Below are 25,983 nucleotides of genomic sequence, written 5' to 3' on the forward strand. Positions count from 1 at the left end.
AAAATGAAACCACTTTGAAAAAACGTACGTACAACTGTTAACGTGAACAAAAACGAAACGATCCGTAATCAAACGGAAGCCCGTCCAACTATACGGTACGGGCTGCCGCCTTCCGGACAACAATTCGGACCGCATCGAACGGAGAACTCCCGCGGCCAGAACCCCCCCCCCGAATCGCGCGCGATTGCAAAAAAAAATCCGTCCCGGCGGAGACTTCGCAATACGCTCCCGGGGCGGACCGGCGACCAACATGTCCCGGCGGCCGAGTTCAGTTGAACACAACCGTTTTGTTGTCGTAGACGAGAATGCGGTCTTCGATATGCCACGATACCGCGCGTGCCAGAACGACGCGTTCGATATTGCGGCCGATGCGCTTCAGGTTGTCGACGCTGTCCCGGTGGCTGACCCGTTCGACGTCCTGTTCGATGATCGGTCCCGCGTCCAGCTCTTCGGTGACGTAGTGGGCGGTTGCCCCGATCAGCTTCACGCCGCGCTCGTGCGCCTGCCGGTACGGATTGCCGCCGACAAACGCCGGCAGAAACGAATGGTGAATGTTGATGATGCGATTCGGATACCGCTGAACGAACGTCGGCGAGACGATCTGCATGTAGCGGGCCAGGACGATCGTATCCACCCCCGCCTCTTCGATCAGTTCGATTTGGCGAGCTTCGGCTTCGCTCTTCGAATCCGCCGTCACCGGAATATGGTGATACGGGATGCCGAACGACTCGACGAACGTTTTCATATCCGGATGATTGCTGATGACCATCACGATATCGGCGTCCAGATCGCCCGCGCGCCATTGCCACAGCAATTCGACGAGGCAATGGTCTTCTTTGGATACGAAGATCGCCAGACGCTTGCGCTTGCTGGCCAGATGAATGCGCCAATCCATCTCGAACTGCTTGGCGACGGGCTCGAAGTCCCGCTCGAGCCAGACGAGACGTTCTTCCATATGCTCCAGATCGAATTCGATCCGGATAAAAAACATGCCGCCCTTCGGGCTGAGCGTGTACTGGTCGGAGTGCACGATGTTCGCTCCGTGCTCCGCCAGAAAACGCGAGACCGAAGCGACGATTCCCGGACGGTCCGGGCATGAGATCAGCATGCGGGCACGGTTTTCCTGATCGTTGGACTTCCCGCTGCTTCGGTAGTGCAGCATTGATTTCCCTCTCCTCTATGTCGCGTAAACGATAGCGTCAGACGGGGCGGCGGCGGTCGCGGCGCCGCCCGCCGATCCTTATGCGGTTTGCAGCAGCTTTTTGCCGGCGAAGAAAGCGGTCAGCCGGTGGTTGATCGCTTCCTCGGACAGCTCCGGGAACAGCCGGTGCTCTTCGACGAGATCGTACAGGCGCTCCATCGGTTCGCGCCCGTCGGCTTTTTTCGCCTTGGCGTCGTTTTTCAGCGTCTCCCAGACGTTCAGCACGTACTGCCGCGGCTCGATCTCCTGCTTGCCGAAGAAATGGTGCAGCCGCTCGACGTGATCCAGGAATTCGCCGCCGAAACGTTCGGCGACATCGCCGCGAAGCAGCGCGATTTCCGCTTCATACATCGGGCGCTGGTTGTTTTTGTCCTTGCCGATCCACGGCGTCTCCAGAATAAACGGCAGATGGCGCAGCGACTCATGGTCGACGATGCGCTTCATCGCCTCGTAGCCGATCCAGCCGGAGCCGACCGGCGCGTGGCGGTCTTTGGCCGCTCCGCGCGGGTTTTTGCTGTCGTTGAGATGGATGACCGCCAGCTTGTCCAGACCGATGATCCGGTCGAATTCGCCGATGACCCCATCCAGATCGTTAACGATGTCGTATCCGGCGTCGTGCACGTGGCAGGTGTCCAGGCAGACGGTCAGCCGGTCGTTGCTGTCGACCTTGTCCATGATCCGCGCCAGCTCCTCGAACGTGCGGCCGATCTCGGTGCCCTTGCCGGCCATCGTCTCCAGCGCGATGTGCACGTCGAGGTCCGACGTTCCCTTCAGCACTTCGTTGAGCCCTTCGGCGATGCGCGCGATGCCGTACTCCGCGTCCTTGTCCGTATACGCACCCGGATGCAGCACGATATTGCGGACGCCGAGATACGCCGTGCGGCGCATTTCTTCCTGCAGGAAGCGTACAGCCAATTCGAAAGTATCGTCTTTATAGGAACCGAGGTTGATAATGTACGGAGCGTGGACGACAATTTCGCTGATGCCGCCCTCCGCCATCACTTTCTTGCCTTCCTCGACGAATTGATCCTCGATCGGTTTGCGGCGCGTATTTTGCGGAGCGCCAGTGTAAATCATAAACGAACTGGAGCCGTAGGATACCGCTTCTTCCGCGGCATTCAGCAGCCCCTTGTCCGAAAACGAGACATGCGAGCCGATTTTCAACACGACCATCTCTCCCCTTTCTGGGCCAAAACTCTGTGATCTATTGTACACCTCATTTGTCAATAAATCTAGGAAGAGGTATAATTTTAGAGATTGCGCCAATCCGTTTCACACCGGGCAAACGGCATTTTCTTCTGGGAGGGATAAGCGATGCAACCAGACGTTCCGGTATTCTGGAATTGGTTTTTTGTCGTATGGCCGTTTGTGCTGCTGGGCCTGATGTCGATCGGCGGCTACTTCATGTTCCGGAAGTTTCTGAAGCTGCTGCCTATGGCGGACGGCCGGTCCAAAATCGACATTCAGAACGAATATATCGAAAAATCCCGGGGCATGTGGACCGACGAATCGAAGGAATTCCTCGAAGCGCTCGTGCAGCCCGTGCCGAAGCCGTTCCGCGACGTCGCCAAGCAATCCATCGCCGCCCGCATCGCGCAGGTCGCCCTCGAAGCCAAAGCCAGCCAAGTGACGCGCGAACACTGCATCGAAGGCTACATCCTGGCGACGCCGAAGCGGGATCATAAATTTCTCAAAGCTTTTCTTCAGGAAAAAGGCATCGACTACTCGCGTTATCAGCATTTGATGTAGGCGAAATCCAGGCCCCGCTCGGCGGGGCCTTTTTGGTTGCCCGGCACACGGTCGGCCGGGCCCGGCGCAAACCTGCCGGAGCCTTGCCCAAGCCATAAAAAAACCTTGGTTTCGAACCAAGGTTCCGATCAGCCGTTACGGCTCCCCGTCCAACAGTTCCCGCCCGTGCTTCGCGATAAATTCGGCCAGCGCCTCCCGCCAATCCCGCATCGGCGGGAAGCCGTTCAGCCTCAGCGCCCGGTGGTCCAACACGGAGTAAGCCGGCCGGCGGGCAGGCCGGGGAAACTGCGCCGTCGTCACCGGCCGCGCCTCCGCCTTGCCCGCTCCGAAGCCGAGATCGAACACCGCCTGCGCGAATTCCCTCCAGGTGCAGCTCCCCGCTCCCGACACATGGTACAGGCCGTACCGGTCTGTGTCGACGAGCCGCAGCAGGCATGCCGCAAGATCGTCGGCCAGCGTCGGAGAGCCGGTCTGATCGTCGACCACGTCGACAGCCGTTCTCTCCCGCCCCAACCGCAGCATCGTCTTCACGAAGTTGCCGCCGTGCCGGCCGTACACCCAGGAGGTGCGCACGATAAACGCTTGGCGATGCAGCTCCCTCACGAACATCTCGCCCGCCAGCTTCGACCGTCCGTATACGTTCAGCGGAGCCGTCGGCGCGAATTCGTCGTACGGCTCCCGGCTGCGGCCGTCGAACACGTAGTCGGTGCTGACGTATACCAGCTTCGCCCTGACGGCCGCCGCCGCCAGAGCCACATGGCGCGTCCCGTAAGCGTTCGTCCGGTAAGCTTCGTCCGGCTCGCTCTCGGCGCGATCCACCGCCGTATAAGCGGCGGCATGGATGACCGCATGCGGGCGGAAGCGCTCGAACGCGCGCCGAACCGCGGCCGCGTCCGTTATATCGAGCTCTTGGCGCGACAGCCCTATCGCCGTGCGGCCCGCCGCCGCGAGCCGCTCCGTCACGACCCGTCCCAATTGTCCGTTTGCTCCCGTCACCAGCACGCGAAGCTTGCCTTCCTGCTGCGGCGGTCCTCCGGCATTTTTCACCAGTTGATACAGCTTCAATGCCCGCCCTCCCGTTCGTTCGCAATCCCGTAGCCCTCCAGCTCCCGGGCCCGCTCCCGCCTCCGCCGCGTCATCGGTTCTCTCCGGCCGCGTTCGGGCGGCCCTCGCCGTTCAGAATGGCCCGCCACCAGCTCTCGTTGGCGAGATACCACTGCACCGTCTCCGCCAGCCCCGTCTCGAACGATAGCCGCGGCTTCCAGCCGAGAGCGCGAAGCTTCGCCGAATCGATGGCGTACCGCCGGTCATGTCCGGGACGGTCGGGCACGTGGGCAATCAGCGACTCCGGCTTGCCCATCAGGCGCAATATGGCGCGGACGACCTCGATATTGCGCCGCTCGTTATGGCCGCCGATATTGTAGATCTCCCCGGGCGCGCCGCGTCTGAGCACGAGATCGACGGCCGCGCAATGGTCGGCCACGTGAAGCCAGTCCCGCACCTGATCTCCCGCCCCGTAGACGGGCAGCGGCCGATCGTCGGCGGCTCTGGCGATCATCAGCGGAATCAGCTTTTCCGGATACTGATACGGACCGTAGTTGTTCGAGCAGCGCGTGATGTTGACATGCATCCCGTACGTCCGGTGATACGCTCTCGCCATCAGGTCGGCTCCCGCCTTCGACGCGGAGTACGGGCTGTTCGGCGCCAGCAGCGAATCCTCCGTGAACAGGCCCGTGTCGCCTAGCGCCCCGTACACCTCGTCCGTCGAGATCTGCACGAACCGCGGGACGCCCAGCGCCCGGGCGGCCTCCAGCAGCTTCTGGGTCCCGAGCACGTTGGTCCGCACGAACACCCCCGGCTCCTCGATGCTGCGGTCCACATGCGTCTCGGCGGCGAAGTTGACGATCGCGTCGACTTGGTGCTCCTTCAGCAATTCGCCGACCAGCCGCTCATCGCGTATATCCCCCTGCACAAATACGTGGCGGGGGTCACGCGCCGCATCAGCCAGCGTGTCCATATGGCCCGCATAGGTAAGCAGATCGAGGTTGACAATGGACACTTGCTCGTAGCGCCCCAGCATATAGCGGACAAAATGGCTCCCGATAAACCCAGCTCCGCCCGTCACCAACAGCTTCATGCCCGGTTCTCCTCCTCCTGCCATGCTCACGCGAACGTCTCCGCCTCTCTCAGCCGGGGCAGGGCCGCGTCCTTCGCGGACAACACAGGCGCCTCCACCGGCCATGCGATGCCGAGATCCGGGTCGTTCCATGCGACGCCCCTGTCGCATTCCGGCGAATAGTACGCATTCACTTTATAGATCACTTCGGTGTTGGGAACCAGCGTGCAAAACCCGTGGGCGAATCCCTCGGGTATCCACAACTGCAGCTTGTTCTCTGCGGACAGTTCCACACCGACCCACCGGCCGAAAAAGGGAGATGACCGGCGCATGTCCACCGCCACATCGTAGACCGCTCCCGAAATCACCCGCACCAGCTTCGCTTGCGCCATCGGCGGCAACTGGTAGTGGAGGCCCCGAAGCGTCCCCGGCCGAACGGACAACGAATGATTGTCCTGAACGAAACGCGACGGCCATCCCCTGTCCGAGAACCATTGCTCGCGAAAACTTTCCATAAAAAAACCCCGAGTGTCCTCGGCCGCGCGGGGCTCCAGCACATAAACCCCAGGCAGCCCGGTCGGGCAAACGTTCACCAATCCGCACACCCCCGCCTGCTTATTCCCGCCTTCTCTCCTGTATATGCGGATCGGCATCCCGGCGACCCGAGCCATCGCCCGGTCGCGATCCTTCCCGAAGGACGCAGCGAAAAAAACGGCCCGGATCGTCGCCGTCGGCAACGATCCGGGCAGCCTCCGCCGATCCGAACGGATCGGGTTTGCGTCTATTCATCCATTAATAGTAGTAACCCGGCTGATCCTGCAGTTGAGAGCGCTGCTCCAGGTAGCGGTAGAATGCCGTCGCCGCCGCAGCCCGGCTGACTTCCGCCGAAGGCAGGAATTTGCCGTCGTCGTTAAGCGACATGATGCCCAATCCCAGCACGATCGCCACATGACCCTTATGCTGAATGTCGCCCATGTCGGCCGCGTTCAGCGCGAACAGATTGCTGCGTTCGGCCAGCTTGTCGTAGCGCAGGGCGCGGACGATCATCTGCGCGATTTCTTCGCGGGTGATCTTGCCCTCCGGGTCCAATTTCCCGACGCTCGGGTCGAGAAGCCTCATATCGACGGCGCGCTCGACAAAGCCGAAGTACGGGGACGATTTCGCCACGTCGTTAAACGATGCGGCGCGATCGTACACGAACATGCCGCCGTAATATCCGCCGTTCATCGCGATGACAAGCATTTTGATCATTTCGCCCCGGGTGATGCTTTCGTCCGGACGCACCAATCCGTCCTTCGCTTCGACAGCTTTATAATCCAGCATCAGTTGCAGCTCGCGGGCGGCCCAGTGGCCTTCCAGATCGGTGGCCTTCGGTTTCTCCAGCGACGTCGGCGCATAAGACTCCCCGTTGCGCCATTCGCCCGACACGGCATCGAGCACAACGTATTCGCCCAACGGCTTCTCCACCAGCTCGTAGACGAGCGCCGCCTTATTGGCGCCTTCGGTGGGAGGAATCTCGCCAGCCGCGATCATCAGGGCTCTTTTCTTCGGATCCAAGCCCGAAGCGACGGAGCTCGGCACGTAGTGCAGTCGCAGCTCGTACTGCTGCAGCAGCAGCTCCTTGGCTTGGTCGACGCCGATCACCTTTGGAGCCGTTTTCGGGTATTCCAGATCGGCAGGGTTATAATAGAACTCCAAAATCTCTCCCGTGTAGCGGTCAACCGTGACATTCACGGTCTCCAGTGTAGACAAAATGCCGTGCACGGCGCGCACGAACCCGAAGCGGACGTTGCGGGTGTCTTCCGCGTTCGCTCCGCTCGAAGCGGACGGATTGGGATACAGCTCATGCGTCAGATGCGGCAGGTTTTTCTTGACCAGATCGACAGCCTTCTGCTCCGCCTGCTCGACCGTAAGCTTATATTCGGACGGAGCGGGATTTTCGTCCTTCATGTTCCAATAAGAAAAGTCGTTGTGATAATTCCGGACGATGCCGGTCATCGCGTCGATCGACGCATAAATGCCTACCTTGCCCAATTTCGCGGCTTCCGAATTCTCAACCAGCCAGTTGATGCTCCATGTCGCCTGCAGCTTGTCGGACGAATCCGGCGAATATTCGTTGTAATTCGCGTTCTGAAGAACCACGCCCTCCGGCAGCGGAATAAGCGATTTCACGCGTTCGACGGCCTCGCTCTGGGACAGCTTCTTCTGAACCGGCGGCTTGCCGGCCGGCGTCTCCGTGAGCGGCTTACCGGCAAGCGGGTTAGAACCGGCGGAAGACCCGATCGGCTCGCCCGTCACCGCGTCGATGGACAGCGGAGCCGCCTGATAGACAACCTGCATTTTTTGAGACGAACGGGGAACGTTCCACGGCACAAAATAAACGAGAGACGGAACGAACTTCTCGCGGACGATCTTCAGCGCATCCGCTTCGCTGATCTTCGGGGCTTTCGCCGAAAATTCCACGTCGTCCGTCCACTGCACGCTGAACCGGGTGATTTTGCCGTTGCCGTTGACCTGGATGCTGACGCCGTTTGGCTCATACGGATAGCCGTTCTCGTAGCGGTTATAGCGGATCGAGTAGTTGACGTTGCCGTCCAGCGGCGGTCGCATGCTCGCTTCGTAGCTGGAATCGTACCGCACCAGCTTGGCTTTGTCTCCCGCGTATTTCGCCAGAGCCTCGTCCGCGATGGCTTTGGCCTGGGCATAGTCGACCTTCGGCGGGTACGTCTGCGGCTTGCGGTCCTCTTCGTCGTAGACGCTGAACTCGACAAGCGAACCGGTATGGGCGTCGATGGCCACCGAGATGCTGCCGGTCTGGCGGTCTTCCGCTATCCTCGCGAATTCCAGCGTCCAGACGGGCGATTCGCTCATGTAATGGGAAGACAGCCGGCTTCCCCGAAGCTTGAAGCCCTCCGGAATTTCCACCGCCGCTTTGGCCAGCTCCGCCGCTTTTTCCTGGCTGACGGCCACCATGGACGGGTCGATCTCCTCGGCTCCGGCTTTCTTCGCAACCGCCGAGACTGGTTCGCTTGCGAACGCTTGCATCGGCGCCATCGACAACACCATCGCCGCACTCAGTCCCAGCAAGCCCCATGTCTTCTTCCTGCGCTTCACACGTGATTGCTCCTTCCCCGACTCAAAGTGTTTTTTGCACGGATGCAGCATTTTCCATCAACCACATAGACGGCTGTTCCAAAAAAAAGTTGCAGGCGCTTTTCCGAGGGAAGCTGTTATTCTGAATATTTTTTGAAACGGTTTCCTGATCCCTACGCGAAGCGCTCGGCCGATGGACGTTCAGGAGAGGCCAAGACCGCTGAAGGCTGCTCCGACATATATTGGCGAAGCTGCTCCTCCCCCATCGGGCGGGCAAACCAATAGCCTTGCAGGCAATCGCAGCCCCGCTTCTTCAGCCATTCGCCCTGCTCCTCCCGCTCGACCCCTTCGGCCACCACCCCGAGACCGATCTTATGAGCCAGCGCGATAATCGCTTCGGCCAGCTCGGTCTGGATGCGGTTATTCGCAAGGTCCTGCACGAACGACTTGTCGATTTTGACCGTGCGGATCGGAAGCCGCTTCAAGTAACTGAGCGAGGAATAACCGGTGCCGAAGTCGTCCAGCGACAGCCGCACCCCAAGCTCGTTTAATTCCTCCAGAACCGGCAGCGAATCTTCGAACGAATCGATCAGGACGCTCTCGGTGATCTCCAGATCGAGGTATTGCGGCTCCAGCCGCGCTTCCGACAGAAAACCGGCGACGCGCCGGGCGAAGTCGGGCTGTTTGAGCTGCACCGGGGATACATTAACCGACATGACCGTTCGCAAGCCGTACCGGTCATGCAGCGAACGGTTCGCGCGGCAGGCTTCGAGAAGCGCCCAGTCGCCGATGGGCACGATCCAGCCTTTCTCCTCGGCCATCGGAATAAATTCGTCGGGCGGCACGAATCCAAGCTCCGGGTGCCGCCAGCGCAGCAGCGCCTCGAAGCCGTGGACACGGCCGGTTCCCGCTTCGATCACGGGCTGATAATGCAGCAAAAACTCGTTTTTGCGCAGCGCGTCCCGCAGAGCCGTCTCCAGCTTGCTCAGATGAAGCAGCGACTCGCGCATCGCCGGCCGGTAGAAAGAAACGCGCTGGCTGCCTTCCGCCTTCGCCTGGTACATGGCGGTGCAAGCGTTGCCGATCAACTGCTCCGCATCCCGGGCGTCTTCGGGAAAGCGGGATACGCCCGCGCTGAACGTCAGATGAACCGTCTCCCCGCGCACGGAGAAAGGCTGCGACAGCTCCCCGATGAGCCGGTCGACATCGGCCTTCAAGCGGGCTTGCCCGTCCGGGCCGCCGTACCGCTCCGACACGACGACGAATTCGTCGGCGGAAAACCTCGCGACCCAATCCTCCGCGTGGACGGCCGATTGAAGCGACCGCGCAATGGCCCGGATCAGATCGTCCCCGAAGATGATTCCCCGCGTATCGTTAATCCGGGAAAACCGGTCGAAGTCGATATAGACAACCGAGACGCTTCCGCCGGACGATCTCTCCAGCAGCCGCTTCAGCCGTTCGAACAGCAGCCACCGATTCGGCAATTCGGTAAGCAAATCGTAATGGGAGAGCTGTTCGATATACCGCTCTTTTTTGCGGATACCCGTTATATCGTGAGCCGTCCCCATAACCGAACGAAGCTCCTTCCCGCTCAGCAGGGGAACCAGCGTGAACACCATCGTTCGTTCGATCTGATCGGCGAACCGCAGCGATCGCTCGAACGAGATCGTGCCCCCCACCCGCAGCAGCTCGTCCTTCAATTCGCTCCACGTCTTCGGCGGCTGGCGGTCCGCCCGGAGCTCCGCAAGCAGCCCGCACAACGTATCGCCGGTCAAATTCCGTCCGCCGCCCAATTCTTCCCGCATCTTGCGGTTGACCGAGGTCAACCGTCCGGCCGGGTCGCAGGAAAAGATAAAATCCTCCGAGTTCTCGACGAGGGAGCGATACCGCTCTTCGCTTTCCGCCAATTGGCGGTCGGTCTCGGCCCGGCGAAGCTCGCCGCGCAGAACGTAAGCGAGCACGCAGACGGATGCGGGGTACAGAATCAGCGCGGGCAGCCGGATTGTTCCGAGAACGGCGGGCTCCACCCCGCCGGGAAGCGCCAATTGCCAGGCCAGCCCCGCAACCGTCAGCGCCAGCCCCAGGACCAACATCTCCGTATGGGGCCGGGAGCCGAGCCGCCCCGCCTTTACAAGCGAGTGATACGCAAGCCCCAGGCAGAAGGCGGTTACAATTGTCGCCAATCCGCCGGCCAAACCGCTTCCGCCCTCGAGCAGATGGCACAAGGCGACGATGGCGGCGGACGTGCCGGCGGCGATTCCTCCCGAGAAAATGCCGGCCAGCAGCACGGCGATTCCCCGAAAGCCGATTCTCACGCCATCGGCAAGCTCAACCGGGATAAAGACGCTGACAGCCCCGGCCCCGCCGAAAAAAAGTCCCGCCCAAAATTTGTCCTTCCGGCTCGATGCGGTTAACATTTTCCTATGCACGCGGTGCGACACGAAAACAAACGAAAGCAAGATCGAGAGATGCATGCCGATATTGACCAAAAGACTGGTTCCCATTCCGACGCTCCCCCCGTCTGTGTGTATGCTTTCTTCATTATGCGGGACATGTGTAAGGGAAGTTTGGGGGCGTTATTAGAAATGTGTAAAAATGCGGAATAAAAAAGGCCCTCGTCGGGAGGGCCGGCGGCTTTGCGCCGTTATGCGTCGTATACGAATTTATAGCCGACTCCCCAAACCGTTTTGATATGTTTGGGGTCTTTGGGATCGCTTTCGATTTTCTTGCGAAGGTTGGCGATATGTACGTCGATGGAACGGTCGGTTACGTAGGAGTCGAACCCCCGCAGCTCGTTGATCAGTTCTTCCCGGCTGAACACCTTGCCCGGATAAGCGCAAAACAGCTTCATGATCTCGAATTCGGAAAAAGTCGTATCCACCACCCGGTTGTCGACGAGCACCGCGCGCCGATCCAAATCCAGATGGATCGAATCGGATCGGGCCGTCTGGCCGGACGCCGCGGCCGCAACCTCGCCGCCCGAGCCGGAATCGAACCGCATCAGGTGGCTGCGGCGGATCAGCGCCGTTACCCGCGCGGTCAGTTCCCTCATGCTGAACGGCTTGCACAGATAATCGTCCGCTCCGGCGATCAATGCGTTCACCCGTTCCGACACCTCCGTTTTCATGGAGATGATGAGAATAGGGACGGCGGATTTGTTCCGAAGTTCCGTACATAGCTGCATGCCGTTCATGTCCGGGAGCATCAGATCGAGAATGATCAGGTCCGGGACGAATTCGTTTACGGCCTCCTTGCCCAGTCCCCCGTTCTCCACCCGTCTCACGTCGTACCCTTCTTCCGTCAAATACATGGAGAGCATGTCGCCAATCATGTTGTCGTCTTCCACGATTAGAACTCTGTACATGGAACCCCCCCGCCTCGATTCGACATAAATGTTAAAAAAGTGTTAAATTTCCATTCGTCCGGCCGTCCGCTCTGCAACACACTTTTCTAACGTCCAATTGATGGTTTATGGAATATTTTTCCTACACCCGCATTAAGCCCACTATACTATAAAGACCTCCTGATCGTCCAGCTACCTCTTGTCGCCAAACGTTCCGTTCTCCGTAGCCTCCCTGAGCAGCGCCAACAGCACCCTCAGATGGCGGTCAAGCTGATCGAGGTGCGGAATGCCCAGCTTTTCCGATCGGATCGCCTCCTCCACCTCCGCCGCGAAAGCTTGCAGCTCATGCGCCGACAAGTTGCCGGCCGCTCCCTTGAGCGTATGGACCAGACGCCGGGCTTCGGCGCGGTTCCCGTCCCCCCATGCTTGCCGCAGGCGATCCGTGAACCCGGCATAATCCCTTCGGAACGTCAGGAACATATGCTGCACAATGGCGGTTTTGCCTTCCAGCCGGTCCATCAGCTCCTCCAGATCGATCACGCCCGATATCGACAGATGCTTCCAGCTCTCGGGAATGTCGGAAGCTCTGGCCGTGTCCGCGCGATCGCCGTTCCGCCGGGCCAAGCCGGACCGTTCGGAGCTTTCCTGACCCGTCCGGGAGGCGGTCCCGCCGCCGGGCTCCGAATTCGGTATCCATCGGCGCAGCGTCGCCAGCATCTGCGGCAATTGGATCGGCTTCGTGATGATGTCGTTCATCCCGAGCCGCAATCCCGCCTCCAGATCTTCCTTGACGGCATTCGCCGTCAACGCGACGATCGGCAGCCGCTCGAATTCCGGCATGCGTCGGATGATGCCGGTCGCTTCGTAACCGTCCATCTCCGGCATATGCAGATCCATCAGCACGAGATCCCAACGGTCCGGCTCCGCCACCAGCATCTCCAGCGCCCGCCGCCCGTTCTCCGCGACCTGAACCTCGTAGCCCTGCGATTGCAGAAGCTCGACGGCGACGATCCGGTTGATCTCGTGATCCTCGGCAAGCAGGATGCGGCCCTCCGCGGCGCGATGCTCCTTGGAATCGGTTGTCTCGGTCTCCTTGGCGGCCGCCGCTTCCTCCTCCGGGGCGCTCCGTCCAGCCGGCGGGCGTTTGTGCCAGATTGCCGCGACAGCCCGGTAAAGCGCGGCCCGGCTGACAGGTTTCACCAAAATGCCGCCGGGACGGTCCTCCGGAGCGAGACTCGCCAGCTCGTCCCGTCCGTAAGCGGTCGTCATGACCAGACAACGGATGCCCCGGGCCTCCAGCACATGGCGGTAACGCCTCCACGCCTCTTGGCTGTGCATGTCCATTCCCTCAAGATCCAGAAGCACCAGATCGTAGCCTCCGTCTTCCTCCAGCGCCCGCAAGCTGTCCTTCCAGTTCCGGGCCGCGGTCGTCCGGCAGCCGGCCATATTCAGTTGGTGCTGCAGGCTGCTCCGCAGCTTGTCGTGGTCCTCGACGACCAGCACGCGCGCGCCCGCCAGCTCCGCAGGCAGCTCGTACGACTGATGCTGGGCGTGAACCGGCACGGGGAACGACAGATCGAACGTGAACGAGCTGCCCAGGCCTGCCGCGCTGGTCACGTTCAGCTTGCCGCCCATCATCTCGATCAGATTTTTGCTGATGACGAGCCCAAGCCCCGTTCCGCCGAACTTGCGGCTGGTCGATCCGTCCGCCTGCGTAAACGGTTGGAACAGCCTCGCGACCTGCTCCGGCGTCATCCCGATTCCCGTATCGGTCACCTCGAACCGGATGCGCGCTTCGCCCCCGGTCATGGCGAGCAGTTGAAGGCGCAGCGCGACCGTGCCCCGTTCGGTGAATTTGACGGCGTTGCTGCACAAGTTCAGAAGCACCTGTTCGAGCCGGAGAGGATCGCCGATCAGCGCGGACGGCATCTCGTCCGGGAGCTCGATCAGGAATTCCAGCGGCTTGCCGCCCAGAAAGACGCCGATCGTGTCCGTCAGCATATGGATGACGTCATCCATATTGAACCGCACCATCTCCAGCTCCAGCTTGCCCGCTTCCACCTTCGAGAAGTCGAGAATATCGTTGATGATGCGCAGCAGCGCGACGGACGAGGAGACGATTTTGGCGTGGTAATCGCGCTGCAGATCGTCCATGTCCGTTTTTTTCATCAGCTCGGTCAGCCCGATAATGCCGTTTAACGGGGTCCGGATTTCGTGGCTCATCCGGGCAAGGAAGTCGCTCTTGGCCCGATTGGCTTCGTCGGCTTTGCGGGTCGCTTGCACCAGCTCCGATTGAATGCGCTTTTGCTCCGAGATGTCGCTGGCGATGAAGACGAATCCCGTTACCGCTCCGGACGGGTCCCGCATGGCGCTGACATTGAGCCGGACGGTAAGCCTCGTCCCGTCGCGCCGGATGAAGGTCCATTCGTCGTCTCCCGGCAGCCCCCGCACCGGCTTGCAGACAAAGACGGAGACGTCGGGATCGATGACGGCGTCGAGTTCGCGGGAGTACCGGATCGCCCGCTGCACGACCTCTCTCTCGTCATGCCAGACGAGAGGCGTAAGCTTGCCGACGACGTCCGCCGCCGCATAACCGAGCATTTTCTCGGCCGCTTTATTGAAATAGGTCACGGTATACGAGGCGTCCAGCACGATCATGGCGTAATCGTTCTGGCTGATCACGGCCTCCAGCCGGCCGAACAGCTCGCGCAAATGCTCCACCATGCCGTTGACCGATACGGCCAGCGCGCCGATCTCGTCGACCGATGCGGCCGGAATGGGCTGCACGGCCAAGTCGCCTGAGGCCACGTGCTCCGTTACGCGAAGAATTTGGCGGATGCGGCCGATCATGCCGTTCATCAGCCAGAAGATGCTGACGCCGAGCACGATTAATATGCCGGCGACGGTGACGACGGTCTGCCACAGCAGCGTGCTGACCGGCTTCAGGAAATGATTCATTTCGATGACCAGCGCGATATACCAGTCGAGATCGGGCACGGCCGCATGAAGCACGAGCAGCGGAACGCCCCCGGCTTCCGTGTGCAGCACGCCGAAAGGAGAAGACATCATGTCGGGTACGAGCGGTTTTATAGGCGAATCGTCCGCATTCAAATTCAGACCCTTCATCTCGTCGTAGTTGCTCACGTGCAGCACCCGGCCGTCGCGCGAGAACAACAGCATCCGGTCCGAATCGACGTAGTGCACCTCTGCTTTGTCCGCGAACAATTGACTGACGATCAGCGATTGGCTGAGAATGCCGACGACCCGTTCCTCATGGTCCCGAATCGGGGCCACGAGCGGAAGGACTGCCCCCCCTTCGACATCCTGGTGATATGTAAGTCCCCAGACGACGGGCCGCCCCCGCATGAGCTGCGAGAACAACGACTCGCAGCCCGGGATGTTCAACTGCGCCGTCCCCCCGTCGGTCAGTTGCATCAAGCCGTCCGTGCCGCCGATGCCGTACGTGAGCACGTACTCATTGCCGCTGCGGTTCCGTTCCCGCCTCAAGTACTCGAGCTGCTGCTGCCGGCTGCCGCTGCGGATCAAGTCGGTCCGGCTGAGCACTTCGAGCTCGGCCATCCGCGTCTTCACCCAGGCGGATAAATTTTCGGCGCGCGCCACCACCTTCGCGAGCGCATTTTTCTCCAGCGATTCCTGAATCGTCCGTTTGGCCGTGGCGTAGTTGATGGCGCCTACCAAAATCAATCCCAACCCGGTAATAAATACGAGCAGGGCCGTCATGCGAATCCGCAAGGAGACATTCATAAACAGGGGGTCCTCCCGGTAGGACAATCGGTTTATCTTATTATAGCACCGGAAGACGATGGATTGTATTGGTCGTTTTTCCATTATGGAAGGATTTCATGTCGCAGGCAACTTGTCGAAAGGGCGGAAGCGATGCCGGGGACGGGAAGCTTTCGGCCGGGCGCGGCGGTTCCTCGCGCTGCGGGAGAGCCCCCGGTCCCGGTCCATAAAAAAGCGTTTAACGGATCGGCTCCGTTAAACGCATGATTCGTCGGTCCTATAAAAGGCGGTTTTATTTGCGAATGCGGATCAAGTCGTCTACGCGCACCATCTGGCCGGTGCGGATCGAACGGTTGGCGGCGATGCCCGTCAGGATCGACTTGGCGCCGTCGATATGGTTGGCGGCGCGGTGGAACGGGTCTTCGGCCGGCACGCCGAACAGGTCGTTCAGCAGGATCGGATCGCCGCCGCCGTGACCGCCTTTGCCCTCCTGGACTTCGACTTCGTACGGAGCGGCGAACATCGGGAATACGACGATTTTTTTCGATTTCAGAGCGCCTTCAAGCGCCTTGTCGCCGCCGGAATTGACGTACGACTGCTCGACGACCGTCATCTCGATGCGGCCCTTCGTCCCGTTAAACGCGATGCGGTAGCCTTCCCACGGGAGGTACGCGTTAAGCGAATACGTCAGGATCGCGTTGTTTTTGTAGCGGACGAGCACGCCCATCGTATCCTCGATGCTGATGCCGTCGCCGAATACGCTCTGGTCGCGGCGGTAGCCGTCCTCGTGCTCGGCGTCCAGATACATCGCCTTCAAATGCTCGTTGGTGTCCAGCCGCAGCGCGAACGGATCGCCTTCGGCGTTCGGATTGCCGGTGGCGCGGTCGTAAAATTTCGTTTCGCCGCGTTGCTCCGCGTTTTCGCGGCCGTAGAACAGCAGGTCGCCGAAAGCAAACACGCTGTCCGGCTCGGAGCCGATCCAGAAGTTCACCAGATCGAAATGGTGCGTCGACTTGTGCACGAGCAGTCCGCCGCTGTTGCGCTTGTCACGGTGCCACCGGCGGAAGTAATCGGCGCCGTGCTTCGTGTTCAGCAGCCACTCGAAGTGCACGGACGTAACCTGTCCGATGACGCCGTCCCGGATGAGCTCGCGCGCCTTCGTATGATGCGGCGCGTAGCGGTAGTTGAACGTGACGCGCACGTTGTGTCCCGTCCGCTCGACGGCGTCCAGAATCGCCTGGCATTTCGTCTCGTCGACGGTCATCGGCTTCTCGGTGATGACATCGCAGCCCAGCTCCATCGCGCGAATGATGTACGTATGATGGGTGCGGTCCACGCTTGTGACGATCACGACATCGGGTTTTTCGGCGGCGATCATCTCGTCGAACCGGTCGCTTTTGTACGTCGGAACGGCATGATAGTTGTATTTTTCCGTCAGCAGCTTGTTCGCGTAGTTCATCCGCGTCTGGTTGATGTCGCAGAAGGCGACCAGCTCCGAGGTTTCGCGGAAATCGCGGGCGATGGCCCCGTAGAAAAATTCCGCGCGTCCGCCCGTGCCGACAAGCGCATATTTCTTTTTCATGCGTCGATTCTCCTTTGCGGGTTCTTCTTCGTCCTGCTTTCATCTTAGAACAAAAAAACGGGCAAATCGCCGCAATTATTGCTGATTTCTCGGAAAACCCCGCTTTTTTTGCTATAATCAAAGAGACGAAACCGATGCGAATCTGCTGCAAAAGGAGCTTCGGACATGCCGAATTCCTACAAAAAGCTGGCGTCTTTCGGCTCGATCGAACGTCCGCCGTTCGTCGAGCGGGTCGCGCGCGAAGGCTTTTTCCAGATGGACACCCAGCACTTCCACCCCTACTACGAAATCTACTATTTGCATGCCGGACAGCGGTTATATTTCATCGAAGACCGGACGTACCGGATCGTACCCGGCGACCTGGTCTTCATCGGCAAGGGCGTGATGCACAAGACGCTGGATACGGGCGAACCGGGGCATGAGCGCACGGTCATCCACGTCGACGACGCCGTACTGGACGGGATGGCCGGATCGGACTCCGTCCGCGAACTGCTGCTTCGTCCGTTCCGCTCGCAATCGCCGGTGCTTCGCCTGTCGGGGGCCGGCAGGCAGGAACTCGACCAACTGATCGGCTCGTTGTCCCGGGAGACGGAAGAGCAGGCGGAAGGCTGCGAGTTGCTCGTCAGGAACCGGATCGCCGACCTGCTGGTGCTTGCGGCACGGGCGGCCTCGCACGAGGCCGCTCGGTTCGAGCCGTTATCGCCCGCTCACGCCAAGATGACGGAAGTGGTGCGGCATATCAATTCGTCCTATGCCGAACCGCTGTCGCTGTCGCGGCTGGCGGAACGCTTCTACCTGAGCCCGTGGTATTTGAGCCGCATGTTTAGGGAGGCGACCGGCTTCACGCTGTCGGAATACACGAACCTGACCCGCGTGCGGGAGGCGCAGCGCCTGCTGCGGGAAACGCCGCTCGGGATCACCGAGATCGCCGCAGCGGTGGGGTTCGACAACTTTTCCCATTTCGGCAAGACGTTCAAACGCATCGCCGGCATGTCGCCGAGACAGTACCGGGCGGCGGGCGGAAGCGGAAACCATTAGTCGAACAAGTCCTCGAACATCGAGGAGAGGAAATCCCCGCCCCCTTCTCCTTCTCCGCCTCCGCCGGCGTCCGCGCCGATCTCGCAGGAAGGTTCGGAGTAGTCTTGGCAGGCCGAAGCTTCGCCGCTGTCTGCGTACGCCGGACTTTCCGCAAAGGCCGCGGCCGCGCCCATCACACCTCCGTAACCCCGGGCCGCCCGGATGAACACGTCCTGGGCGATGTCATCGACCAATTCGCGACGCCTGGTCAACACATAAGCATCGTTCCAGACATCCGTCCCGTAAGCCTGCATCAGCTCGCGCAGCGCTTCCGGTTCAAGCCGGGACATAGGCTTCACATAATCGTGATCCATTCTGTTCACCTCTACCGTCAGACCACGGTCTCCCCGCAAAAGTTCCACACCCTCTATCATCCCGTACATGTCAGCTTCTCTGTCAAATTAGGGATGTGGTATGATTACAGCAATAACGAACAAGAGCGCACCCGAAGGAGGAGAATCACCGTGAAGTCGCCAGTCCGCCCCGTCTCCTGCGTCGTCATGTCCGCCTTCGTCATCCTGTTGGCTTCGGGCTGCACGTTTCATGCTCCTGCCGAAGCCGAGCCGACGGAAAAACCGGACGCTTCCCGCATATCCATCGTCATCAACGGACTGGAGCTGCCGTTTCCGGACGGCATGGACGAAAACCATAATCCCTACCTCGATTACATTGAACGCGAGACCGGATTGGACGTGGTCGTGCAGATTCCGCCGCCGGACACTTATGAAGAGAAGCTGAACGTCATCATGGCTTCGGGCAACCGCCCGGACCTGATTAACACGACCAACGGCATATGGATGGACAATTACGCGCGGCAAGGCGCCCTTCTTCCTCTGGACGATCTGCTGAAGCAATACGGACCGAACCTGCTGAAGAACATTCCCGAAGAAGCCTGGGACCGCGTGAGGTACCAAGGCAAGATTTACGCGGTTCCGAGCCAATACGAAACGAAAGGCATGGAGATCGTATACGCCCGCAAGGACTGGCTCGACCGTCTCGGGCTGCGTCCGCCCGTCACGCTGGACGAGTACTACAACGTGATCCGCGCCTTTGCGATGGACGATCCGGACGGCAACGGCATCAACGATACGTACGGCTTGATCCTCGCCGATCATCTCGGCCGAACCGCCCCGTTTTTCGGCGCGTTCGGCACGCAATTGAAGCAATGGATCGAGAGGGACGGCGAGCTGGTATACGGCAGCATTTTGCCGGAAACGAAGGAAGCGCTCGCATTTTTGGCGCGCCTGTACCGAGAGGGCTTGCTCGATCCGATGTTCCCGCTGAACCACACCGCCAACCTGGGGGATAAGGTCGCATCCGGCAAGGTCGGTTTGTTTTCGGCCACGTGGTACGATACGCGCAACTCGATCGAAGTCAATCGAAAGCGGTTTCCCAGCGCCAAATGGATCCCTCTGGAATACCCGGTCGGCCCCAAAGGGCATAAAGGCGTCTACGGAACGGGCCCGGTGCGCTCGTACAACGTGATTCCCGTCGGCAGCCAAAATCCGGCCGGCGTCATCCGTTTTCTCGACTTTATGGCGGGCGAAGGCTACACCAACCTGAAGCTCGGGTTCGAGAACGAGGTCTGGTCGATGAAGGACGGGGTGATGGTGACCGACTTCGCCCAGCATAACAAACACCAGTACCGCGGCATCTATCAGTCCCTCGTCGATCTGTACAAGCCGGATGTGATCAAGCGGCGGCTCGATTCGCTCGGCGATTTCCACCTGTACGAAAACTTGACGATCATCGAGAAAAATCTGATCCCGAACGCCTTCAAAGGAGCGCCCACGCCGGCTATGGTCAAATACAGCGACAAGCTGCAGGATTTGGAGGAGAACGTGTTCGTCGAGCTGATCCTGGGTCAGCGGCCGATCGACGATTTCGAGGAATTCGTCCGGCAGTGGAAGGAGCAGGGCGGCGACGAGATGACCCGGGAAGTCAACGAATGGTACCGCCAATCCAAGAAAGGAACGGGACATTGACATGCTCGGCGCAATCACCTCTGCCATAACCCGCATTCGGAACTTGTTTTCCCGGAACATTCAGGTGAGGCTGACCTGCTATTTCCTGCTGATTCTCGTCCCGCTGGTGACGATCAGCATTTACGCCGTCGAACGGTCCCAAAACATCTTGTACGACCGGACCGTCGAGCGGTCCCAGATGGCCCTCTCGTCCGTCATGGACTACATCGACCTGACGATTCAGAGCGCCGAGCAGTTGTCTACGCTGGTGGCCACCGATCCGACGCTCGTTCGGCTGCTGGAGCAGAACGGCTCCGAATTGACGCCGCAATCCATCCTTGATTTTATGCAAATACTCAAGCAGCTGAACAACGTCAAATCGAGCAACCACATCGTTCAGAAAATTTCGATCTATCACGAGCCTTCGCGCACGCTGCTTTCGACCAGCTACGGCGCGAGGAAGCTGATCCCGGGCGAACAGCAGTGGATGAAAAACACGTTCGACCGGATCGGTACCGGCATCCTGTATCAGACGGCCGACGACGACGGCATCAACTATCTGGCATCCTCCAGCAGCCAGACGCTGTTCGCCGACGACTTGTCGCTCGTGCGGGCGATGGACATCTACAATCAGCGCAGAGCGCCGAACATGCTTGTCCTGACGCTGAACAAAAACAAGCTGCTGGCCATGATGAAGACGCTGCTGCCCAGTCCCAACGCTTATGTGTCCCTGTACGATCAGGACGGCAAGCTGATCACCGAAGTCGGAGACTCGGCGACCCGCGCCGCTCTGACGAAAAACAGCTCCCCGTCGTCCGACTTGTCCGTCACCGTGCAGTCCAAATATTCGAACTGGAAAATGACAATGCTTCAGCCCAAGAACGAAGTGTTCAGCGAAACCAATACGATCCAGTCCTATACGTACCTGATCGTCTCGCTCAGCCTGCTGCTGGCCTTCGTCATCTCGTGGACGGTGTACAAGGGCATCGCGGCCCCCATCAAGCAGTTGGCGCAAGGGATGAAGCAGATGAGCGTCGGCAAGATGAACGTGAGGGTGGACCATAAACGGAGAGACGAGCTCGGCTTCCTGACCGACGCCTTCAACCAGATGGCGGAGAACCAAAAGCATCTCATTGAGGACCATTACGAGCAGCAGCTCCGAATCGCCAAAACCGAGCTGAAATTTTTGCAGTCGCAGATCAACCCGCACTTTCTCTACAATACGCTGGACTCGATCTATTGGACGTCCAAAAATTACGAGGCCGACGAGATCGGCGAAATGGTGCTGAACTTGTCGAAGTTTTTCCGGCTGAGCCTGAACAAAGGAAAAGAGGTCTTCACCGTCCAGGAAAGCGTCGAGCACCTGCACTATTACGTCCGCATCCAGCAGCTCAAGTTTCTGGACAGCTTCGACGTCGTCTACGACATCGAAGAAGCGACGAAGCCGATTACAATCTTGAAGCTGCTGCTTCAGCCGCTTGTGGAGAACGCGATCCTGCACGGCATGGAAGGCCGCGAGCAGGGCGGACTGCTGACCGTCGCCAGCCGGATCGAAGGCGATATGCTGGTGCTGGAGGTGACGGATAACGGCAACGGATTGACGGAGGAACGGCTTCACTACGTCCAGACCGAGCTGGAGAGACTGAGACGGCGCGATTTCCGCCTGTTGTCTCTGGTCGAGGAGGAGACGATGGATCTGTTCGGCTTGCGCAACGTGGCCACCCGAATCCGGCTCTATTACGGCGAGCAGGCGGACTTGTCGATCTCCAGCCGGCTGGGGGAAGGAACATCGGTACGCATCCGGCTGCCGCTTGACCGGTGCCGTCACGATATCATGTACGACGCCTTCGGGGGCGGAAGCAGGAATCAACCCGAAGAGGAGGACAAAGCCGTATGAATCTGTTGATCGTGGAAGACGAAGCGCGCTTGCGGCAATCGCTTGCGGCCAATATCCCCTGGGAGGACAACGGCATCGAAGTCGTCGGCCTTGCGGCCAACGGGATCGAGGCGCTTCGCCTGTTCGAGAGGAAAAAGCCGGATATCGTGCTGCTCGACGTCCAGATGCCGGAGATGGACGGGCTGACGCTGGCCCGCAAGCTGCGCGAGAAGGACGCTTATATCAAGACGATTATCCTGAGCGGGCACGACAACTTCGCTTACGCCCAGCATGCGATGGAATCGGGCGTCTCCAAATATTTGCTCAAACCGGCCGGCGAGCGCGATATTTTGCAAGCCGTGCTTGCGGCCGCCGACCAACTGCGGCAGGAGCTCGATCGGCTGCAGAACGAGGAGCAGATGCGCCAGCGTTGGCTCGATCATCTGCCCCATCTGCGGAGCGCGTTCCTGGAACAACTGCTTCGGGGCGCTTATTCGCCGGAAGAAGCGGCCGCCATCGCATCGGACTATATGATGGAGCTGGGCGGCGAAGGGTGGCAGTATGCCGTGGCGGTCGTCGACGCGGAGCCGGCCGTTCCCGACGACGGCGCGGAGGAAGCTGCGCCTGCCCCCGGGGATCTGTCCCGCGCGCGGTTTGCCGCCCATATGCTGGCTTCGTCCATCTTCGCGCAGGAGGGATGCTGGCTGTGCAAGGATGCGGGCGGCTTCACCGCGATCCTCTTCCGCATCCCTCCCGGGGACGATCCGAACGACGGGCTGCTCCGGGCGCACGCGGCCGTATCCAAGCTGCTGTCTCTCGCGAGGGAAAGCCTGAAGCTTACGCTAAGCGCCGGCATCAGCGGATCGACGGGCGGCCTGGGCGAGCTGAACCGGCTGTACGTGCAAGCGTGCCAAGCGCTGCAGGACCGAATCGTCTACGGACCGGGAATCGCTATTCCGTACCGGGAACCGGCCGAACGTCCCGGCAGCCGGCCGCTTGCGGTGTCGCAAGGCGAGGAGAAGGCGCTTGAGATCGCGCTCGAAACCGGGGACGCCGAACGCGCCTCGGACGCGCTCTCCGCCATCTGGGACGGGATATTCAGCGAAGCGGGCTCGGCCGACGAAGTGCACGAAGGCGTGCTGTACGTCGGCAGCCTGCTCGTCCGCATCGTGCAGAAGCAGGGATGGACGGTCAAGGAAGTGATGAAGGACGACTACGAGTACTTCCATAACGCCGGGCTGTTGACCAGCAAGGAACAGATCCGGGCTTGGCTGTCCCGGAGCGTCGCCGCGATCGTCGCCTATCAGCAGGACCGCCGGCGGACAAGCAGCCATCAGGTCGTGCGCGCCATCCTCTCGATCATCGAGCAGGAGATCGATCAGGATCTGACCCTTCATACGGTCGCCGACCGGCTGTATGTCAACTCGTCCTACCTGAGCCGGCTGTTCAAGCAGGAGACGGGCAAGTCCTTCTCCGCGTACGTCCAGGAGCAGAAGATGGAACGCGCCAAAGCCGCATTGGCCGAAGGCGCCAAAGTGTATGACGCCGCCCGCCTCGTCGGCTACCGCGACGTCAGCTATTTTACGAAGGTGTTCCGCAAATACTGGGGCGTTACGCCGGGCGAGATCAAGTCGTCGCGGTGACGTCCGGGCCCAGCCAGCGATCCAGGAAAGCGTAAGCCAGCGCCCGGATCTCGCCGGGAAAGTCGTGGTCGGCATTGCCGATCAGCATGCTGAAGCGGTCCGCGCAGCCGAGGAATTCGTAGAGCCGATGAAGCTCCTCCGCCGCTTCCCCGATCTCGCGCCAATGCGGGAAGTAACGGTCCTGCTGGGCGATCCAGCAAAAAAACGGGGTCGGCGCCGCCAATGCGGCAATCTCATGGAAGTCGAAGGGAACTTCCCCCCGCTCCAGCTCGCCCGTGATTCGGGGCAGATGGCTGAACCAGGGCCGGCGTCCCCACCGGTTCGGATCGGCATCGCCATAAAACGTGCATAATCCGCAGCTCGATACGACGGCGGCGATCCGGCGTTCCATTCCGGCCAGGAAATAAGCGTTGTAGCCGCCGAGCGAATGGCCGACGGCGCCGATCCGCCGTTCGTCGACAAACGGCAGGCTGCAGAGCAGATCGACGCCCTGCGAGTGGTCCGCCAGCATCTTGCCGACGGCGGACCACTCGGGATGGCGCTCGTCGAACGGCGCCGTATGATAGTAGTCGTGACCCTCCAGCTTCCGCTCGCCGGCCGTGATAACGTCGGGGGCCAGCACGACATAACCGCGTTCGGCCAGCTCAAGCGCATACCTCCGGTTATCCCGCCCCGAAGGCAGAGCGATATCGTCCTTGCCGGCGTTGGCGGTCGGATGAAGCGCCAGAACCCCCGGCAGCCGCAGCCCCGGCGTTTCCAGAGCTTTGCGGGGAATCAGGAGATAAGCCGGTACGGCGTCCCCCATCACCGTGTCGTACCGGATATGCAAGCGCCGGTAAGCCGCTTCTTCGGCCTCGGCCACAATCTCGTACCGTACCGGCACGGCCGGCGGCGCTTCTCCGGTCATGCGCAGCCACTCCCGCCGAATCCGTTCGCGTTTGGCAAGCCAATCCCGTTTGTCCGTCAACCCTCCGACCAGCGAAGGCAAGCCGTTCCGGTTTAATTCGTCCAGTTTGTATCCCATGTTTTCTCCCCCCACCCGGTATGGTATCTCCTGATCTTGCAAAAAAAGACATTCTCCCGCCACAAGGAGAATGTCCCGGTTGTCAAATCGGCAATGCCGCGTTCATCAACTGCTCGATGCGCTTGCACGCGTGTTCCGGCCGTTCCATGTTGGCCCAGACGAGATTCAACTCGTCGAACAACAAGTTGATCGCCGATTGATCCAGCCCCAGCGAGCTTAGCGGCCTCGCCCCGGGCAGCGCGTCGAGATAACGCCGGTAATGGGGCGGATGAATAGCGGGGTCGAGCAAATTCTCGTCTTCCGCCACCTGCCGCAAGGCCGGAATCGTGCAGCCATGCCGCTTGAGCATCGTCTGCGCCTCGGCGCCGGTCATGAAGTCGACAACCTGGCGAGCCAGCATCTCCTTGCCGCTGCGGGCGTTGACCGCCAGTCCTCCGCCCAGAAGCAGCGTCTCGCGGGTTTTGGCCTTCGGCACGTTGAGCACATCCCATTGAATCGGGTGATCGCGGAACTCGTTCATGAAGTAGTACGTCGTCAGAATCATCGCGACGCGCTCTTTGACAAAAAGCTGCTCGGCCAGATAAGTGCTGCCGTGCGAATAGATCGGCGACACCTGATGCTTGTACATCAATTGCACGCAAAAATCCAGCGCCTCGACGTTTTCCGGCTGGGCCATGACGCAGCGCGCGCCGTCTTCGGACAGGAATCGGCCTCCGTTCTGAAGCAGGAAAACCGGCCACCGGTTCATCGACGAAGAGAAGCAAAATCCGTATTGATCCACAATGCCGTCGGCATTGGGCGACCCGGTGCAGCGCGAAGCGATCCGAAGCAGATCGTCCCACGACTCCACAACCGGCTCGTCGATCCCGTTCCGCTGCAGGATCGAGCGGTTGTAGCAGATCACGACCGGCGAAAATACAAACGGCGCGGCCAGCATGCGCCCCGCGTGCGAGAATAAGGAGAACACTTCCGGATAACTTTCCGATTCCAGATGGGGCGGCACATAGCCGGAAAGCCAATCCGTCTTGCCGCTGGCCACCCATTCGCGGAAATGCAGATCCGACATCATGAACACATCCGGACCTTGTCCGTGCTCCATCAGATGAAGCAGCGTGTCGGTATACCCGATCTCCGGGAGCAGCACCAGCTCCAGACGAACGAACGGGTGCTGCCGCTCGAACCGCTCGATCATCCGGCGGACGATTTCGATTTCGTAGGAACCGGTAAACCAGGCGATCTGCAGCGTCTCCACCTTCCGTTCGACGGCAGGCTCGACAACCCGGTTGCCTTTACCGGCGATCTTCTCGATCAGCCCCTCCTCGACCAGCTCCGCCAGCACCTTGCGCACGGACACGCGGCTGATCCCGTATTTCTCGCTGAGCGTATTTTCAGGCATGATGAATTCGCCGGGACGTATCCGCCCGCTTAATATCTCATCACGCAGCTCCTTATGGAAACGATCGTAACGGTCCTTGAATTCATTCCTTCTCCGCAGCAATATATACCGCTCCTATACCTGTCTATTACAAGTAGTATATCATGCCGCAGGTAAATAGTCATGTGGTGAATGG

General features: G+C 60.3%; 18 protein-coding genes. 5 read left to right on the forward strand and 13 right to left on the reverse strand.

Annotated elements, in window-relative coordinates:
- Positions 1-268: 268 nt before the first annotated feature.
- The gene (purU, locus tag FE781_RS06800) at positions 269-1,162 is read right to left on the reverse strand and encodes a formyltetrahydrofolate deformylase (RefSeq protein WP_138788867.1); all 894 of its coding nucleotides are present in this window, start codon (positions 1,160-1,162) and stop codon (positions 269-271) included.
- Between the two features lie 78 nt (positions 1,163-1,240).
- Positions 1,241-2,368, reverse strand: a complete 1,128-nt coding sequence (locus tag FE781_RS06805; RefSeq protein WP_138788944.1) for a deoxyribonuclease IV — start codon at positions 2,366-2,368, stop codon at positions 1,241-1,243.
- A 147-nt stretch (positions 2,369-2,515) separates the two neighbouring features.
- Here FE781_RS06805 and FE781_RS06810 point away from each other — a divergent pair, with 147 nt between their 5' ends.
- Entirely contained in the window at positions 2,516-2,950 is a 435-nt protein-coding gene (locus FE781_RS06810) for a DUF2621 family protein (RefSeq protein WP_138788868.1), read from the forward strand.
- A 135-nt stretch (positions 2,951-3,085) separates the two neighbouring features.
- On the opposite strand, the gene rfbD is transcribed toward FE781_RS06810, so the two are convergent.
- The 8 genes from rfbD to FE781_RS06850 all read right to left on the reverse strand — a co-directional run bounded on the left by rfbD (position 3,086) and on the right by FE781_RS06850 (position 16,828).
- Positions 3,086-4,015, reverse strand: a complete 930-nt coding sequence (gene rfbD, locus FE781_RS06815) for a dTDP-4-dehydrorhamnose reductase (RefSeq protein WP_246068084.1) — start codon at positions 4,013-4,015, stop codon at positions 3,086-3,088.
- A 70-nt stretch (positions 4,016-4,085) separates the two neighbouring features.
- The gene (rfbB, locus tag FE781_RS06820; protein ID WP_138788869.1) at positions 4,086-5,087 is read right to left on the reverse strand and encodes a dTDP-glucose 4,6-dehydratase; all 1,002 of its coding nucleotides are present in this window, start codon (positions 5,085-5,087) and stop codon (positions 4,086-4,088) included.
- Positions 5,088-5,113: 26 nt separating this feature from the next.
- Positions 5,114-5,659, reverse strand: coding sequence for a dTDP-4-dehydrorhamnose 3,5-epimerase (rfbC, locus tag FE781_RS06825; RefSeq protein WP_246068087.1), 546 nt, complete (start codon positions 5,657-5,659; stop codon positions 5,114-5,116).
- Positions 5,660-5,858: 199 nt separating this feature from the next.
- The gene (locus FE781_RS06830; RefSeq protein ID WP_170209443.1) at positions 5,859-8,180 is read right to left on the reverse strand and encodes a YcdB/YcdC domain-containing protein; all 2,322 of its coding nucleotides are present in this window, start codon (positions 8,178-8,180) and stop codon (positions 5,859-5,861) included.
- 152 nt (positions 8,181-8,332) lie between these two features.
- Positions 8,333-10,663 carry a putative bifunctional diguanylate cyclase/phosphodiesterase gene (locus FE781_RS06835; RefSeq protein WP_138788872.1) on the reverse strand — a complete coding sequence of 777 codons (2,331 nt, stop codon included), beginning with the start codon at positions 10,661-10,663 and terminating at the stop codon, positions 8,333-8,335.
- Between the two features lie 140 nt (positions 10,664-10,803).
- Positions 10,804-11,523, reverse strand: a complete 720-nt coding sequence (locus FE781_RS06840; RefSeq protein WP_138788873.1) for a response regulator transcription factor — start codon at positions 11,521-11,523, stop codon at positions 10,804-10,806.
- A 171-nt stretch (positions 11,524-11,694) separates the two neighbouring features.
- Complete coding sequence (locus tag FE781_RS06845; protein ID WP_170209444.1) at positions 11,695-15,267, reverse strand: response regulator; 3,573 nt, start codon at positions 15,265-15,267, stop codon at positions 11,695-11,697.
- 271 nt (positions 15,268-15,538) lie between these two features.
- Positions 15,539-16,828 (reverse strand): Gfo/Idh/MocA family protein, encoded by a 1,290-nt coding sequence (locus FE781_RS06850; RefSeq protein ID WP_138788875.1) that lies wholly within the window; start codon positions 16,826-16,828, stop codon positions 15,539-15,541.
- Between the two features lie 165 nt (positions 16,829-16,993).
- Between FE781_RS06850 and FE781_RS06855 the strand changes: the two genes are divergently transcribed.
- The gene (locus FE781_RS06855; RefSeq protein ID WP_138788876.1) at positions 16,994-17,866 is read left to right on the forward strand and encodes a helix-turn-helix transcriptional regulator; all 873 of its coding nucleotides are present in this window, start codon (positions 16,994-16,996) and stop codon (positions 17,864-17,866) included.
- Here the strand turns inward: FE781_RS06855 and FE781_RS06860 are convergent.
- Positions 17,863-18,267 carry an RNA polymerase sigma factor gene (locus tag FE781_RS06860; protein WP_138788877.1) on the reverse strand — a complete coding sequence of 135 codons (405 nt, stop codon included), beginning with the start codon at positions 18,265-18,267 and terminating at the stop codon, positions 17,863-17,865. The two genes, FE781_RS06855 and FE781_RS06860, sit on opposite strands and share 4 nt — an antisense overlap.
- 138 nt (positions 18,268-18,405) lie before the next feature.
- Between FE781_RS06860 and FE781_RS06865 the strand changes: the two genes are divergently transcribed.
- Genes FE781_RS06865 through FE781_RS06875 form a run of 3 tightly spaced genes read left to right on the forward strand, consistent with a single transcriptional unit; the run spans position 18,406 to position 23,388 of the window.
- Positions 18,406-19,890: an extracellular solute-binding protein gene (locus FE781_RS06865; protein WP_138788946.1), complete on the forward strand. Its 1,485-nt coding sequence runs from the start codon at positions 18,406-18,408 to the stop codon at positions 19,888-19,890.
- A 1-nt stretch (position 19,891) separates the two neighbouring features.
- Complete coding sequence (locus FE781_RS06870; RefSeq protein ID WP_138788878.1) at positions 19,892-21,766, forward strand: cache domain-containing sensor histidine kinase; 1,875 nt, start codon at positions 19,892-19,894, stop codon at positions 21,764-21,766.
- On the forward strand, positions 21,763-23,388 hold the full coding sequence (locus FE781_RS06875) for a response regulator transcription factor (RefSeq protein WP_138788879.1): 1,626 nt from the start codon (positions 21,763-21,765) through the stop codon (positions 23,386-23,388). The genes FE781_RS06870 and FE781_RS06875 overlap by 4 nt, the downstream gene beginning before the upstream one ends.
- Here FE781_RS06875 and FE781_RS06880 read toward each other — a convergent pair.
- Positions 23,372-24,412, reverse strand: coding sequence for an alpha/beta hydrolase family protein (locus FE781_RS06880; RefSeq protein WP_138788880.1), 1,041 nt, complete (start codon positions 24,410-24,412; stop codon positions 23,372-23,374). The genes FE781_RS06875 and FE781_RS06880 overlap by 17 nt on opposite strands.
- A gap of 82 nt (positions 24,413-24,494) precedes the next feature.
- Positions 24,495-25,910, reverse strand: a complete 1,416-nt coding sequence (locus FE781_RS06885) for an extracellular solute-binding protein (protein ID WP_138788881.1) — start codon at positions 25,908-25,910, stop codon at positions 24,495-24,497.
- Positions 25,911-25,983 lie beyond the last annotated feature (73 nt).

The sequence above is a fragment of the Paenibacillus thermoaerophilus genome (assembly GCF_005938195.1).
GTDB lineage: Bacteria > Bacillota > Bacilli > Paenibacillales > Reconciliibacillaceae > Paenibacillus_W > Paenibacillus_W thermoaerophilus.

Bases quoted from the DNA above. Each gene is read 5' to 3' on its own strand.
- purU (WP_138788867.1), bottom strand. From the start codon at position 1,162: ATGCTGCACTACCGAAGCAGCGGGAAGTCCAACGATCAGGAAAACCGT.
- FE781_RS06810 (WP_138788868.1), top strand. From the start codon at position 2,516: ATGCAACCAGACGTTCCGGTATTCTGGAATTGGTTTTTTGTCGTATGG.
- rfbB (WP_138788869.1), bottom strand. From the start codon at position 5,087: ATGAAGCTGTTGGTGACGGGCGGAGCTGGGTTTATCGGGAGCCATTTT.
- FE781_RS06835 (WP_138788872.1), bottom strand. From the start codon at position 10,663: ATGGGAACCAGTCTTTTGGTCAATATCGGCATGCATCTCTCGATCTTG.
- FE781_RS06840 (WP_138788873.1), bottom strand. From the start codon at position 11,523: ATGTACAGAGTTCTAATCGTGGAAGACGACAACATGATTGGCGACATG.
- FE781_RS06845 (WP_170209444.1), bottom strand. From the start codon at position 15,267: ATGAATGTCTCCTTGCGGATTCGCATGACGGCCCTGCTCGTATTTATT.
- FE781_RS06850 (WP_138788875.1), bottom strand. From the start codon at position 16,828: ATGAAAAAGAAATATGCGCTTGTCGGCACGGGCGGACGCGCGGAATTT.
- FE781_RS06855 (WP_138788876.1), top strand. From the start codon at position 16,994: ATGCCGAATTCCTACAAAAAGCTGGCGTCTTTCGGCTCGATCGAACGT.
- FE781_RS06865 (WP_138788946.1), top strand. From the start codon at position 18,406: ATGTCCGCCTTCGTCATCCTGTTGGCTTCGGGCTGCACGTTTCATGCT.
- FE781_RS06870 (WP_138788878.1), top strand. From the start codon at position 19,892: ATGCTCGGCGCAATCACCTCTGCCATAACCCGCATTCGGAACTTGTTT.
- FE781_RS06875 (WP_138788879.1), top strand. From the start codon at position 21,763: ATGAATCTGTTGATCGTGGAAGACGAAGCGCGCTTGCGGCAATCGCTT.
- FE781_RS06880 (WP_138788880.1), bottom strand. From the start codon at position 24,412: ATGGGATACAAACTGGACGAATTAAACCGGAACGGCTTGCCTTCGCTG.